Below are 13,253 nucleotides of genomic sequence, written 5' to 3'. Positions count from 1 at the left end.
TTTCAATGAGGCCAATCACCGGTTCCTTTAAAGCCCGGTGCCTCAACGAACAAGAAGGGCAAAGACATGGCGACGTGTGGCGAAGTACTGGTCAAGTTACTCGAAGATTATGGGGTCGAGCAGGTGTTCGGCATTCCCGGGGTGCATACCGTGGAGCTGTATCGCGGGCTGGCCCGTTCGAGCATCAACCACGTCACGCCGCGTCATGAGCAGGGCGCCGGTTTCATGGCCGACGGTTACGCCCGCACCAGCGGCAAACCGGGTGTGTGCTTCATCATCACCGGTCCTGGCATGACCAACATCACCACCGCCATGGGCCAGGCGTACGCCGATTCGATCCCGATGCTGGTGATCTCCAGCGTGCAGTCGCGCAGCCAACTGGGCGGCGGTCGCGGCAAGCTGCATGAACTGCCGAACCAGAGCGCACTGGTCGGCGGCGTGGCGGCGCTCTCCCACACCCTGATGTCGGCGTCCGAATTGCCGGGTGTGCTGGCCCGTGCGTTTGCGCTGTTCCAGGCCGGGCGTCCGCGTCCGGTGCACATCGAAATCCCGCTGGACGTGCTGGTCGAAGAAGCCGACGAACTGCTGACCAGCGTGCCGGTCCACATCGACCGCGCCGGTGCCGCACCGTCTGCCGTGAGCCGCATGACCGAACTGCTGGCCGGTGCCCAGCGTCCGCTGATCCTCGCTGGTGGTGGCGCCATCGACGCAGCTGCCGAACTCACTGAACTGGCTGAGCTGCTCGACGCACCGGTGGCCCTGACCATCAACGCCAAAGGCATGTTGCCGTCCAGCCATCCGCTGCTGATCGGTTCGACCCAGAGTCTGGTGGCGACCCGCGCTCTGGTAGCCGACGCCGACGTGGTCCTGGCGATCGGCACCGAACTGGCGGAAACCGATTACGACGTCACCTTCGCCGGCGGCTTCGAAATCCCCGGCAAGCTGCTGCGCGTGGACATCGATCCGGACCAGACCGTGCGCAACTACCCGCCTCACGTGGCGCTGGTGGCCGACTCGCGCAACGCCGCACAAGCGCTGCTCAGCGCGTTGTCGCACAAGCCGCTGGCCGAGCGCCGCAACGATTGGGGCCAGGTACGCGCCGCGCGTCTGCGTGAAGACCTGGCCGCGACCTGGGACGCGCCGACCCTGGCTCAGACTCGGTTCCTCGAAACCGTGCTGCACGAACTGCCGAATGCGGTGTTTGTCGGCGACTCCACGCAACCGGTGTACACCGGCAACCTCACGTTCAACCCGGAGCGCCCGCGCCGCTGGTTCAACTCGTCCACCGGTTACGGCACCCTCGGTTACGCCTTGCCGGCGGCGATCGGTGCGTGGCTCGGCGGCAACCTCGAACACGGTGCACGTCCGCCGGTGGTGTGCCTGATCGGTGACGGCGGTCTGCAATTCACCCTGCCGGAACTGGCCAGCGCCGTCGAAGCGCGCACGCCGGTGATCATCCTGCTGTGGAATAACCAGGGTTACGAAGAGATCAAGAAATACATGGTCAACCGCGCCATCGAGCCGGTGGGTGTCGACATCTATACCCCGGATTTCATCGGTGTGGCCAAAGCCCTGGGTTGTGCGGCGGAAGCGATCAGCTCCGCTGAACACCTGCGTGGTGCACTGCGCGCCGCCACCGATCGTCAGGGCCCGACCCTGATCGAAATCGACCAGACCCAATGGATGAAGGCGGTGGCCCAATGATGAATTTCCCGACCACACTCGACGGCCTGTACATCAACGGCCAATGGTCCGCTGGCCGCGAACACCTGCGCGTGATCAACCCGGCCACCGAAGCACTGCTGACCACGGTCAATGGCGGTGACGAAAGCGCCGTCAACCAGGCTGTAGCGGCAGCGACCGAAGCTTTCAAAGGCTGGTCGAAAACCACCGGTGCCGAGCGCGGCGCGATCCTGCGCAACATCGCCAATGGCGTGCGCAACGGCCGCGAACATCTGATGAAGTTGCAGTCGAGCAACAATGGCAAACCGCAGTTCGAAGCGGGCATCGATGTCGACGACGTGATCGCCACGTTCGAGTACTACGCCGAACTCGCCGAAGGCCTCGACGCGAAACTCGACAGCAATGTGCCGCTGCCCAGCGACGATTTCAGCGCACGTCTGCGCCGGGAGCCGTGCGGTGTGGTCGGGCTGATCGTGCCGTGGAATTTCCCGATGGTCACCACCGCGTGGAAACTCGCCCCGGCCCTGGCCGCCGGTTGCTGCGTGGTGCTCAAACCGTCGGAAGTCACGCCGCTGCCGGAGCTGGAACTGGCGACCATCATCGCCGAATCCGGTCTGCCAAAAGGCGTGTTCAACCTGGTGTGCGGCACCGGGCTGGCGGTCGGTGCGCCGCTGTCGGCGGACCCGCGCATCGCTAAGGTGTCCTTCACCGGCAGCAACGCCGTCGGTGTGCAAGTGATGCAGCGCGCCGCTGAAACCGTGAAGGGCGTGAGCCTGGAACTGGGCGGCAAATCCTCGCTGCTGATTCTGGAAGATGCCGACCTGGATCTGGCGGTGGAACTGGCCTGCGGTGGCGGTTTCTTCAACGCCGGGCAGATGTGCTCGGCCACCAGCCGGGTGCTGGTTGCCGATGAAATCGCCGATGAATTCCTGATTCGTCTGAAGGCCCGCGCGGAAAAAATCCGTGTGGCCGATCCGTTCGATCCTGAGGTCGAGATGGGCGCACTGGTCAATCAAGCGCAGTACCAGCGAGTGCTCGGTCACATTGACCGTGGTTTGAGTGCCGGTGCCAAGCTGATCTGTGGCGGCAACCGTCCCGCCGATCTGCCGCGCGGATATTTCTTACAGCCGACGATCTTCACCGAAGTGCCCCTCGACAGTGCGCTGTGGTGTGAAGAGATTTTCGGGCCGGTGATCTGCGTGCGCAGTTTCGCTACGGAAGCCGAGGCGATTGCCCTGGCCAACGACAGTCAGTTCGGGCTGGTCGCCAGTGTCGTCACGCGCAATGCCGAGAGCGCGGATCGGGTCGCCAACGCCTTGCAGGCGGGGCTGGTGTGGCTCAACGCGCCGCAGGTGATCTTCCCGCAGACCGCGTGGGGCGGCTACAAACAGAGCAGCATCGGCCGCGAATTGGGGCCGTGGGGACTGGCGGCATTTCAGGAAATCAAGCACGTGATCCGCGCGCTCTGAATGCCCGAAAAAGGTCGGCGCATGCCTCGCAACGAGGCATGCGCCGGCGTCATGGCTCCAATGAGTTTTTATCGATAGTCAGGTGTTTTGCACGACCTCAGGATGAACCCGCTGATCACGTTCAAGCCCTTTGAAATCGGGGGCTTGAGCGGTTCCGATCACGCACGGCAAGGGTTGCGGTCAATCTCATACTTACAAGAATAATGGGAGTCCCAAATGGGCGAGCACGATCTGAACAGGCGTCAATTCATCAAAACCGTCGGCGTGGCCTCGGTGGCTGCGGCGGCCATGAGCATGCCCTTCATCCGGGCCAGTGCCAGCGACACCCGCTTTGCCGGCAAGACCCTGCGTCTGTTGACCTGGTCCGATGACACGGGGCTGGCCGCACTGCGCAATATCGCGGCAACGTTCGAAGCCAAGACCGGCGCCAAAGTGATTGCCGACCGCACCGGCAGCACCTCGGAAATGGTCGCCAAACTCAAGGCCGGCGGTGACCGTCCGCAGTACGACATCATCACCCTGGCCGGCGTCGGCGCCGAAGGTCTGGCCGCTGCCGGGCTGTTGGAAAAACCCGATCTCAACCGCATTCCCAATCTGGTCGACGTCCCGGAAAAATACCGCACCGGGGCCAACGGTCACGGCATCGGATACCTGCTGTGGTGCAACAGTCTGGTCTACAGCACCCGCACCCAGACCACCGCGCCGGATAGTTACGCCGCGCTGTGGGACGCCGATCTGGCGCCGAACATTTTCCTGCCGCCGCCGAACTGGACCGAGGCGATGGACCTGATCATCATCGCCGCCAAACTGGCCGGGGGTGACGAACACAACATCGAACCGGGCTTCAAGAAACTCGCGGAGCTGAAAGACCGCGTGGTGACCCTCGGCGAAAACCCCAACCAGATCGCCGAGCTGTTCCGCACCGGCTCCCTGGACATGGGCGGCCTCTACGCGCCGGCGTTTTTCCCCAAGCAGATCCGCGATCCGAACTATGGCCTCGGCGCCACGTTCGGCATGAAGGAAGGTTTTTACACCGACCTGATGCTCTCCGTAATGCCGAAGAATCGTCCGGGCGACACCGACCTGGCCTACGCCTTCATCGACCACTCCCTCGACCCGCTGGTGCAGGGCAAGATGGCCGAAGACATCTTCAACGGCCCGGTCAACGCCAAGGCGATCATCTCTGCCGAAGCGCGCAAGAGCCCGTTCATCCTTACGCCGGAACAGATCGCGGAGAAGGCGATCATGCACGACAACGCCTTCCTGGCGACCGTGCATGACCAGTGGATTCGTCGCTACACGGAAATTTTTTCTTCCTGATCGAGTGATGGATGCAGGTTCTTAAAACACCGAAGTCCCTGTGGGAGCTGGCTTGCCAGCGATAGCAATTTGTCAGTGACATCATGGTCGACAGGTAGGCCGTCATCGCTGGCAAGCCAGCTCCCACAAGGCTCGCGGTGGTTTGGAAATCAGTGTCTGTCAGTTGTTTTTCCATTGACGAGATCATTGCTATGGAACATCAATCCCTGACCCAACCGGTCGGCGCGGGTGACGTGCGCCCGGCGCGCGGTGTTTCGCCGACGGCGCGGGCGTGGTTTTTCCTCACGCCGTCGATGCTGTTTCTCGGCGTGCTGATTGCCGCCAGCCTGCTGGTGCTGCGCATGAGCGTCGGCACCAAGGGCGCGGAGTGGTCCGGTTTCAGCCTGGCCAGTTACGCCCAGTTGCTCGAACCCTACTACCTCAAATCGTTGCTGCTGACCTTGCGTCTGGCGCTGATCAGCGCGGTGATCGCGGTGGTCTTGGCGATCCCGGTGGCGTACACCATGTCGCGCCTGACCTCGCCATTCGTACGGCGAATCTTTCTGGCGGCGGTGCTGTTGCCGTTGCTGGTCAACCTGCTGCTGCAAAGCTACGGCTGGCTGGTGATCCTCGGCCCCGGCGGCATGCTCAACCAGACCCTGATGGGCCTCGGTCTGATCAAGCGGCCAATCATGTTGCTGTACAACCAGAACGGCGTGTTGATGGGCCTGGTGCAAACCGCGTTTCCGCTCGCCGTGCTGCCGATAGCCAGTGCCATGCGCGGTGTCGCCCGCAGCTACGAAGAAGCTGCCGCGACCCTCGGCGCCAGTCGTTTTCAGGTGTTCCGCCAGGTGGTGTTGCCGATGAGTCTGCCGGGGATCATCACCGGCGCGACGCTGGTGTTCGCCTACAACGCCAGCAGCTTCGTGGTGCCGTTGCTGCTCGGTGGCCGGCGCGTGCCGATGCTCGCGGTGATGGTGCATGACCAGATCGCTCCGCTGATGAACTGGCCCGCCGCGTCCGCCGCCGGGGTGGTGCTGATCGTCACCACGCTCGCCATCATGACCCTGTCCGAATACATCACCGGCCGCCGTCGCCGTCTGCTGGAGGCTTCGCAATGAGTGCCCTGATCAAGAAGCGTCAATCGCTGACGCCGGGCGACACCGGCAAGTTTGCCGGCATCCTCTCCGGGATCATTTTGTTCCTGGCCGTGTTGCCGATCCTGACCATGATCGTGATGTCGTTCAGCGGTGCGTCGAACCTCGACTTCCCGCCAAGCAGCTACAGCCTGCAGTGGTACAAGGCGGCGTGGCACACCTTCGTCTCGCCGGACGCCAGCGATGTGCTGAGCCTCGGCCAGGCCATGGGCACCAGTTTGCTGGTGTCGTGCCTGACGATGATTTTCGCCACGCTGATCGCGGTGCCGGCGGCCTACGCGCTGACCCGTTGCGAGTTCCGTGGCAAGGGCGTGGCGCTGCAACTGATGTCGTTGCCGCTGGTGTTCCCGATGGTGGTGCTGGGGCTGGCCTTGCTGCTGGTGTTCGACAGTCTGCCGTTCCACATGACCACTTCGCGGCTGGTGATCGCCCACGTGATTCTGGCGCTGCCATTCGTGGTGAAGAACTGCACGGCGGCCATGCTTTCCATCGGCAGCGAAGTCGAAGAAGCCGCGCAGATGCTCGGCGCTTCGCCGCTGCGGGCCATCGTCGATGTGGTGGTGCCGTTGATGAAGTCGGGAATTCTGGCGGGGATGCTGCTGGCGTTCATCGTCTCGTTCAACGAATTCACCGTGACCTATTTCCTCTACACCATCGACGTCATGACCGTGCCGATCTGGATGTACAGCCGCACCGTGTCATCGCTCGACCCTACCGTGTTCTCGTTTGCCGTGCTGATCGTGCTGATCGACTTCGTCCTGATCTGGGCGCTGGAGAAGCTGGTAGGTGAGGGCGGCGTTTCCTTCTGATTTTGAGGTGATTTTTATGTCTGGTCTGATTCTGGAAAACGTCGAGAAACACTACGGCTCGGCCTGCGCGGTAAAAGACGTCAACCTGCATTTGCCCGAGGGCAAACTGGTGTGTTTCCTCGGCCCGTCGGGCTGCGGCAAGACCACGTTGCTGCGAATGATCGCCGGGCTGGAAACCCTCACCGGCGGCGAGATCCGCCTGGACGGCGAGGACATCGGCCACACCCCGGCGCACCTGCGCAACTTCGGCATGGTGTTTCAGTCGCTGGCGTTGTTCCCGCACATGACCGTGGGCGAGAACATCGCCTATCCGCTGAAACTGCGCGGTGTGAGCAAGACCGATCAACAGGCGCGGGTGGTGGAGTTGCTCGAGTTGATCCAGCTGCAACCGATGATTGATCGCCCGGTAGCGAAACTGTCCGGCGGCCAGCGTCAGCGAGTGGCGATTGCCCGGGCGATTGCCTCGCACCCGAAAATCCTGTTGCTCGACGAACCGCTGTCGGCGCTGGATGCCAAGTTACGCGAGTCGATGCAGGTGGAAATCCGTCAGCTGCAACAACGCTTGAACATCACCACCATCATGGTCACCCACGATCAGCGCGAGGCCATGACCATGGCTGACATCGTGGTGGTGCTGGGTGAGCATCGGGTGCAGCAGGTGGGTACGCCGATTGAAATCTATCGGCACCCGGCCAACGAATTCGTCGCGGACTTTATCGGCTCCGGCAATATCTTCCCGGCCACCGCACTGGGCGATGGCAAGGTCGTGCTGCCCGGCGGCGATGCGCTGCAAGTGCCGATTTGCAGCAGCATCGTGGTCGGGCAGAAAGTGAAAATGCTGATCCGCCCTGAAGACCTGCAACTGTCGGCGCCCCAGGCCACTGCGGGCAATCGCCTGCTGGGCAAGGTGACGTTTGTGCGCGATATCGGCGCGACGATCGAGACTACGGTGGAGTGTTCCGGGGTGACCTTCACGGCGCTGAGCACGCCGTGTCAGGGCATCGGGCTGGGGATCGGGCATCCGGTTTCGGTGACGTTGCCGAGTGAGGCGTGTCGGGTGTTGGGCGCCTGATCCAGATTTGATGCTGGCTCTGCCGACCTCTTCGCGGGCAAGCCCGCTCCCACAGTGGCTGGTGTCGACTGCAAAACCTTTGTACGACACAGAACCTGTGGGAGCGGGCTTGGTCCGGGCGGCGATCCGACGAAGAGGCCAGTAGCCGCGACGCAATAATCCAGATCAGACGGTCAGCCGCAACCGCGCCAGATCCCGCAACGGCGGCGCCCCAAACAACCGGCTGTACTCGCGACTGAACTGTGAAGGACTTTCATACCCCACCCGATACCCCGCCGCCGAAGCCTCCAGCCCTTCAGCCAGCATCAAACGCCGCGCCTCTTGCAGGCGCAGCTGCTTCTGATACTGCAACGGACTCATCGCTGTCATCGCCTTGAAACGGTGATGCAAAGTCGAGACGCTGAGGTTCACTTCTTTCGCCAGATCATCAATGCGCAGCGGCTGTTCGAAGTTGCCGTTGAGCCATTTGATCGCCTGGCTGATGCGGTGGCTCTGGCTGTTGGCGATGGCGATTTCGTACAGCCGATGGCCCTGCGGACTGCGCAGCAGGCGATAGAGAATCTCCCGGCGGATCAGCGGCGCGAGCATGGCGATGTCTTTTGGCGCGTCGAGCAGGCGGGCCAGACGCAGCACTGCATCAAGCATCGCGCTGTCGATCTTTTCCACATACAAACCACGCCCGGTCGGCCGGGTCGGCACGCCCAATGGGCCGGCATCGGCGATCAGTGCGGTGATTTCCGCAGGATCGATGTCCAGGCGCACGGCGAGGATCGGCTCTTCAGGCGAGACATTCACCACCCGACCGCTCAACGGCATCGAAACCGACACCACCAGATAATTCAGCGGGTCGTAATTGAAGAATTCGTCCGCCAGCCGTACCTCTTTGCGACCCTGGGCCATGATGCACAGCGCCGGTTGCGCGAGTACCGGGGCGAAGTCATGGGACTGGGTGTGGCGCGACATGAACAGCGAGCCGACGGCGGTGGCATAACTGCCATCTTCGGACGTGTTGCGGCGAATGATGGCCGCCAGTTCCGCGCGCTGCTTTTCCATGTCGGCTTCCATGTCGGCATCGCGCGGCGCTTGAAAACGATCGAACGACGTCATGCACAGCCTCCTCGGCAAGGGATGGAATGGGAGCAGAGCATAAGTTTGTGCAAGCGCAAGCGGTAGACACATCCTGCGAAATGCTTGCCTGATCCTGCATGGCGTTGCGTGCCTGCCCAGACATGACAGGGCGAGCCCTGTAAAACTTGCTCGAAACCGGTGTGACAGGACGGTGGCAGCAATTCACGACTTGTTACAGGTCTGCACGACAGTCTCGCAGGATTGTGCAACGCGACGGCAGGAATCGACTAACGGCGAGTGGTGCCCGGCCCTTAACCTTGGATCCTGTCGCAGCCCGTCCCCGGCTGCCACGCGACTTCCTGGGAGGGTTGAACATGTCCAAGCAGATTCCCGTCAGTCATATGGCCTTCGTTCGAGCGCGCGCCGGGCGTTCGGCGGAACTCGGCATGCGCCTCAGCGCTCTGATCGAACCGTCCCGTGCCGCCCCCGGTTGCCTGAGCTTCGCCTTGCAGCATTCGCAGTGTGATCCGCAGTTGTGGCTGGTCTCCGGTTTCTGGAAGAACCAGCAATCGATGACCGCGTATTTCAGCAGCCCGTCGATGGAAATCTTTGCCGAGCTGGTGCAGGAGCTGGTGGTCAACAGCCTGGATTTCCACACCTTCAAGGAAGTCTCGGCCGCACAGGCCGTAGGGCAATGCACTGCGCCGATACACAAACTCGCCGGTTGAATGTTTAATGTCGGGCTCATCTGACTGAGCCAGGACCTGCGATATGGCACGTAAAGAGTTCGAACACTTCGAAGCGGTTTCCGCTGTAGTCCCCGTCGAGTTGGGCGGCAACAAGGGTTATCACGCGGCAATCGCCGTCAAGGCCCTGGTCGACGGCGGCGCACCGCGCTTTCACAAACTGCTCAATGATCAGGTTTTCCCCGGCGCCATCGCCGCCGATGAAGCCGCGATCAATGAACTGGACAAGCTCAAGGGCGTCACCGACGACGCCGAGCTGATCTGGTAAGCGCTTACTTCGTCGCCCCCGGGCGCCACATCTTGAACAACGCCTCCGGCCCCAGCTGGAAATAGTCCGCCGGCCCGCCGCCCCGCAGAATCGGTTCGGCGGCGGCGGTGTCGTAGATCCCGTCCTTCAACAGCCACTTGGCGATATGCACGGCGACCACTTCGCCCAGCACCAGCCAGCTCGGCACGGTCTCGCCGTCGGCGCGCTGCAACTGAATGATCTGGGTGACCTTGCATTCGAAGGACACCGGGCTTTCGGCCACGCGCGGCACGGCAATCACCTTCGACGCCACCGGCGTCAGCCCCGCCAGTTCGAACTCGTTGACCTGCGGCCCGACCATCGCGCAGCTCTGGTTCATCTGCTCGGCCAGCGGGCGGGTGGCGAGGTTCCAGACGAATTCGCCGGTCTGCTCGATGTTGTTCAGGCTGTCTTTGCGCCCGACGCTGGAGAAACCGATGATCGGTGGAATGTAGTTGAATGCGTTGAAGAAACTGTAGGGCGCCAGGTTCAGCCGGCCCTCGGCATCCTGCGAAGAAATCCAGCCGATGGGACGCGGGCCGACGATGGCGTTGAACGGATCGTGGGGCAGTCCGTGGCCGTTGGCGGGTTCGTAGAAGTGGATGTCATCGGGCATGGCGGATGTTCCTGGAAACGGCTTTCAGAGAGCGGCCATAGTGCAAGGACGGGCGGCTGATTTCCAGCCCTCCAGATATGACTAAGCCCGGCCGAAGCCGGGCTGTGGTGTGTGCATCCAGCGATCAGCCGATGGCTTCGGCGGTACCGGTTTTATCAAAGCCGTCAGCAGCGATGGCGTTGGCGGTGCCGGTCTTGTCGAAACCGTCAGCTGCGATAGCCGCAGCAGTACCGGTCTTGTCGAAGCCATCGGCAGCAACGGCTTTGCCGACGTTGGTCTTGTCGAAGCCGTCAGCCGCGTAGGTGCCGGTGTGGCTGGTTTCGATGGCAGCGCTGGCGCCGGAAATGAAGTCGGCGGATTTGGTTTTGTCCGAACCGTCGGCGGCGAAAGTGTTGGCGGCCAGTACGGACAGGGTCAGGGCGAGGATCAGTTTGGTTTTCATGGTCGTTCTCCAGATTCGAAATTCGTTGGCGATGTGTTTCGCATGGGGTTCATGCTACGCCAACTAAATTGATTAAAAAGCGCAAAATAATGCTAAAAACAATCGATTAAATTGATATTAAGGGCGACGCATTCAATTCGCTTTCGTCGTCGGAGCGAGCGTCGCGCAGTTAATCGATCAGGTAGGTGCAGGATGCGACCGGGGCATTAACCGGTGATTAATCGCCGCTTTTTGTGTGTGTGACAGATTTTTCATGGATTCCCGACCGGTTTTTCACCCGCGTAACGCCAGTCTGCCCACGGCCATAAAGCCAAGAACCGGCCGTCACACACTGGAGCGTTGCCCGCGATGAACAAACTGCCTCAAATCACCTTGGCCTTCTGGGTCATGAAAATCTGCGCGACGACCCTGGGGGAAACCGCGGGGGATTTGTTGTCGATGACCCTTAACGTCGGCTACGCCATCAGCTCGCTGATCCTGATCAGCGTGTTTGTCCTGACGCTGATCGCACAGTTGATGTCCAAGACTTACAAGCCGTTGCTGTACTGGATCGTGATCCTGTCGACCAGCACCGCCGGCACCACCATGTCCGACTTCATGGACCGCACGCTGGAGCTGGGTTACGCCACCGGTTCCATGATCCTGATCACGATCCTGCTGGCGATCTTCGCGGCATGGCGCCTGAGCGGCGATTCGCTCAACGTCACCAAGGTGCAGAGCTTTCGCGGCGAGATGTTCTACTGGATGGCGATTCTGTTCTCCAACACCCTGGGCACCGCGCTCGGCGATTACCTGGCGGACGACTCCGGTCTGGGCTTTGCCGGTGGCGCGCTGGTGATCGGCTCGGCGATTGGCGTGGTGGTACTGCTCAAGTACTTCACGAAGATTTCGTCGGTGGCGCTGTTCTGGGTGGCGTTCGTGCTGACCCGGCCGTTTGGCGCGACCTTGGGCGACTTGATGACCAAGTCCCATGAGAAGGGCGGACTGGATTTCGGCACCATCGGTTCGTCGGCGGTGCTGGCGGGGATTCTGCTGGTGATGATCGTCGGGGCGTCGTATGCGCAGAAGCGTTATGGCAGCAAACAGGGCGTTGCCGAGTTGTCCTGATCGGGAAATCGGACAGGAAAGAAACGCGCGAAGGTCTTGCACCTTCGCGCGTTTTTTTGCGATCAGTCAGTGACGATGCGCGAGTGTTTCTGCGTGTCTTTCATGGTGATGTACACCAGGAGGGACACCGCGATGCACGCGGTCACGTACCAGTAGTAACCGGTTTCCATGCCGATGCTCTTGAACCACAGCGCGATGTATTCGGCAGTACCGCCGAAGATCGACACGGTCAGTGCGTATGGCAGGCCGACGCCCAGGGCGCGGATTTCGGTCGGGAACAGCTCGGCTTTTACCACCGCGTTGATCGAGGTGTAGCCGCTGACGATGATCAGCGCCGCCATGATCAGGAAGAACGCACCCCACCAGGTCTGGATGGTGTGCAGGGTCATCAGGATCGGCACGGTGAAGATCGTACCGAGCACGCCGAAGGCGATCAGGATCGGGCGACGACCGATTTTATCGGACAGGCCGCCGATGATCGGTTGCAGGCACATGAACAGGAACAGCGTGGCGGCGGAAATGGTGGTGGAGTCGGAGATGCTCATGCCGACGGTGTTCACCAGGTATTTCTGCATGTACGTGGTGTAGGTGTAGAACGCCAGCGTACCGCCCATGGTCAGGCCGACCACGGTGAGCAGTTCCTTCGGATGGCGCATCAAGGTGCGCATGGCGCTTTCCTTGGATTTCTCTTTTTTCACGAAGGATTCGGTTTCTTCCATGCCACGACGCAGGTACAGCGCGACGATTGCGCACAGCGCGCCGATGGCGAACGGGATACGCCAGCCCCAGGCGTACAGCTGTTCAGTGGTCAGCATGTTCTGCAGCACGATCAACACGCCCAGCGCGATGAGCTGGCCGGAGATCAGGGTCACGTACTGGAAGCTGGAGAAGAAGCCGCGACGTTCCCTGGTCGCCATCTCCGACAGGTAAGTGGCGGAGGTGCCGTATTCGCCGCCGACCGACAGGCCTTGCAGCAGACGGGCGAACACCAGCAGGATCGGCGCGCCGATGCCGATGGTTTCGTAGTTGGGGCTGAGGGCGATCAGCAGGGAGCCGAAGCACATCAGGTAAACCGAGGCCATCAGTGCTTTTTTACGGCCGACCTTGTCGGCGTACAGGCCCATCAGCCAGCCACCGATCGGGCGCATCAGAAAGCCCACGGCGAAGATCGCGGCGGTGTTCATCAACTGGGCGGTGGTGGAACCGGCAGGGAAGAAGGTCTTGGCGAAGTACAGCGAGAAGGCGGCATAGACGTACCAGTCGTACCACTCGACCATGTTGCCGACGGAACCGCTGAAGATCGACTTGATGCGACTGGCGGTGGTTCGTTCTTTGGCCGGCACGGCAGCCGACCCAAGAGGCAGGGCGTTGGAGTTATCCATTGAAGGATCCTTCGTTTAATTGTTTTTGTGGAGCGCGTTGAAACGCAGCCTGCGAGGGCTATAGCAGGAGCTGTGCCAACGGGGGGAGGGCCGGTTTAGAGGGGGTGGCGAGATGGG

General features: G+C 61.6%; 13 protein-coding genes. 9 read left to right on the top strand and 4 right to left on the bottom strand.

All coding sequences use genetic code 11. The features are described 5' to 3' along the window. Positions 1-66: 66 nt before the first annotated feature. The 6 genes from KJY40_RS24025 (at position 67) to KJY40_RS24000 (ending at position 7,489) form a co-directional block, all read left to right on the top strand. Positions 67-1,704 (top strand): 5-guanidino-2-oxopentanoate decarboxylase, encoded by a 1,638-nt coding sequence (locus KJY40_RS24025; protein ID WP_230733186.1) that lies wholly within the window; start codon positions 67-69, stop codon positions 1,702-1,704. After that, the gene (locus KJY40_RS24020) at positions 1,704-3,152 is read left to right on the top strand and encodes an aldehyde dehydrogenase family protein (protein WP_230737751.1); all 1,449 of its coding nucleotides are present in this window, start codon (positions 1,704-1,706) and stop codon (positions 3,150-3,152) included. The genes KJY40_RS24025 and KJY40_RS24020 overlap by 1 nt, the downstream gene beginning before the upstream one ends. 216 nt (positions 3,153-3,368) lie before the next feature. Next, positions 3,369-4,472 carry an extracellular solute-binding protein gene (locus KJY40_RS24015; protein WP_064599076.1) on the top strand — a complete coding sequence of 368 codons (1,104 nt, stop codon included), beginning with the start codon at positions 3,369-3,371 and terminating at the stop codon, positions 4,470-4,472. Positions 4,473-4,663: 191 nt separating this feature from the next. Then, complete coding sequence (locus tag KJY40_RS24010; protein ID WP_007960163.1) at positions 4,664-5,572, top strand: ABC transporter permease; 909 nt, start codon at positions 4,664-4,666, stop codon at positions 5,570-5,572. Continuing rightward, on the top strand, positions 5,569-6,417 hold the full coding sequence (locus KJY40_RS24005) for an ABC transporter permease (protein ID WP_230733184.1): 849 nt from the start codon (positions 5,569-5,571) through the stop codon (positions 6,415-6,417). The genes KJY40_RS24010 and KJY40_RS24005 overlap by 4 nt, the downstream gene beginning before the upstream one ends. Before the next feature lie 16 nt (positions 6,418-6,433). Continuing rightward, positions 6,434-7,489: an ABC transporter ATP-binding protein gene (locus KJY40_RS24000; protein WP_230733183.1), complete on the top strand. Its 1,056-nt coding sequence runs from the start codon at positions 6,434-6,436 to the stop codon at positions 7,487-7,489. A gap of 165 nt (positions 7,490-7,654) precedes the next feature. On the opposite strand, the gene KJY40_RS23995 is transcribed toward KJY40_RS24000, so the two are convergent. Continuing rightward, positions 7,655-8,596, bottom strand: a complete 942-nt coding sequence (locus KJY40_RS23995; protein ID WP_230733182.1) for an AraC family transcriptional regulator — start codon at positions 8,594-8,596, stop codon at positions 7,655-7,657. Positions 8,597-8,931: 335 nt separating this feature from the next. Between KJY40_RS23995 and KJY40_RS23990 the strand changes: the two genes are divergently transcribed. Then, positions 8,932-9,285: a putative quinol monooxygenase gene (locus KJY40_RS23990; protein ID WP_230733181.1), complete on the top strand. Its 354-nt coding sequence runs from the start codon at positions 8,932-8,934 to the stop codon at positions 9,283-9,285. A gap of 43 nt (positions 9,286-9,328) precedes the next feature. Beyond that, a complete protein-coding gene (locus tag KJY40_RS23985; protein WP_007960172.1) occupies positions 9,329-9,571 on the top strand; it encodes a hypothetical protein in 243 nt (80 codons plus the stop codon). A 4-nt stretch (positions 9,572-9,575) separates the two neighbouring features. Here KJY40_RS23985 and KJY40_RS23980 read toward each other — a convergent pair whose 3' ends face one another. Together KJY40_RS23980 and KJY40_RS23975 are read right to left on the bottom strand one after the other, a co-directional pair. After that, the gene (locus KJY40_RS23980; RefSeq protein WP_085606680.1) at positions 9,576-10,205 is read right to left on the bottom strand and encodes a flavin reductase family protein; all 630 of its coding nucleotides are present in this window, start codon (positions 10,203-10,205) and stop codon (positions 9,576-9,578) included. 124 nt (positions 10,206-10,329) lie between these two features. Continuing rightward, positions 10,330-10,647 carry a hypothetical protein gene (locus tag KJY40_RS23975; protein WP_230733180.1) on the bottom strand — a complete coding sequence of 106 codons (318 nt, stop codon included), beginning with the start codon at positions 10,645-10,647 and terminating at the stop codon, positions 10,330-10,332. A 348-nt stretch (positions 10,648-10,995) separates the two neighbouring features. Here KJY40_RS23975 and KJY40_RS23970 point away from each other — a divergent pair, with 348 nt between their 5' ends. Next, complete coding sequence (locus KJY40_RS23970; protein WP_230733179.1) at positions 10,996-11,754, top strand: COG4705 family protein; 759 nt, start codon at positions 10,996-10,998, stop codon at positions 11,752-11,754. A 62-nt stretch (positions 11,755-11,816) separates the two neighbouring features. Here the strand turns inward: KJY40_RS23970 and KJY40_RS23965 are convergent, their stop codons facing one another. Then, positions 11,817-13,136 carry an MFS transporter gene (locus tag KJY40_RS23965; RefSeq protein WP_230733178.1) on the bottom strand — a complete coding sequence of 440 codons (1,320 nt, stop codon included), beginning with the start codon at positions 13,134-13,136 and terminating at the stop codon, positions 11,817-11,819. Positions 13,137-13,253: the final 117 nt, after the last annotated feature.

Origin of the sequence: Pseudomonas fitomaticsae (genome assembly GCF_021018765.1) — a bacterium.
GTDB classification, from domain to species: Bacteria; Pseudomonadota; Gammaproteobacteria; order Pseudomonadales; family Pseudomonadaceae; genus Aquipseudomonas; species Aquipseudomonas fitomaticsae.
This window is presented reverse-complemented; position numbering and strand designations above follow the sequence as displayed.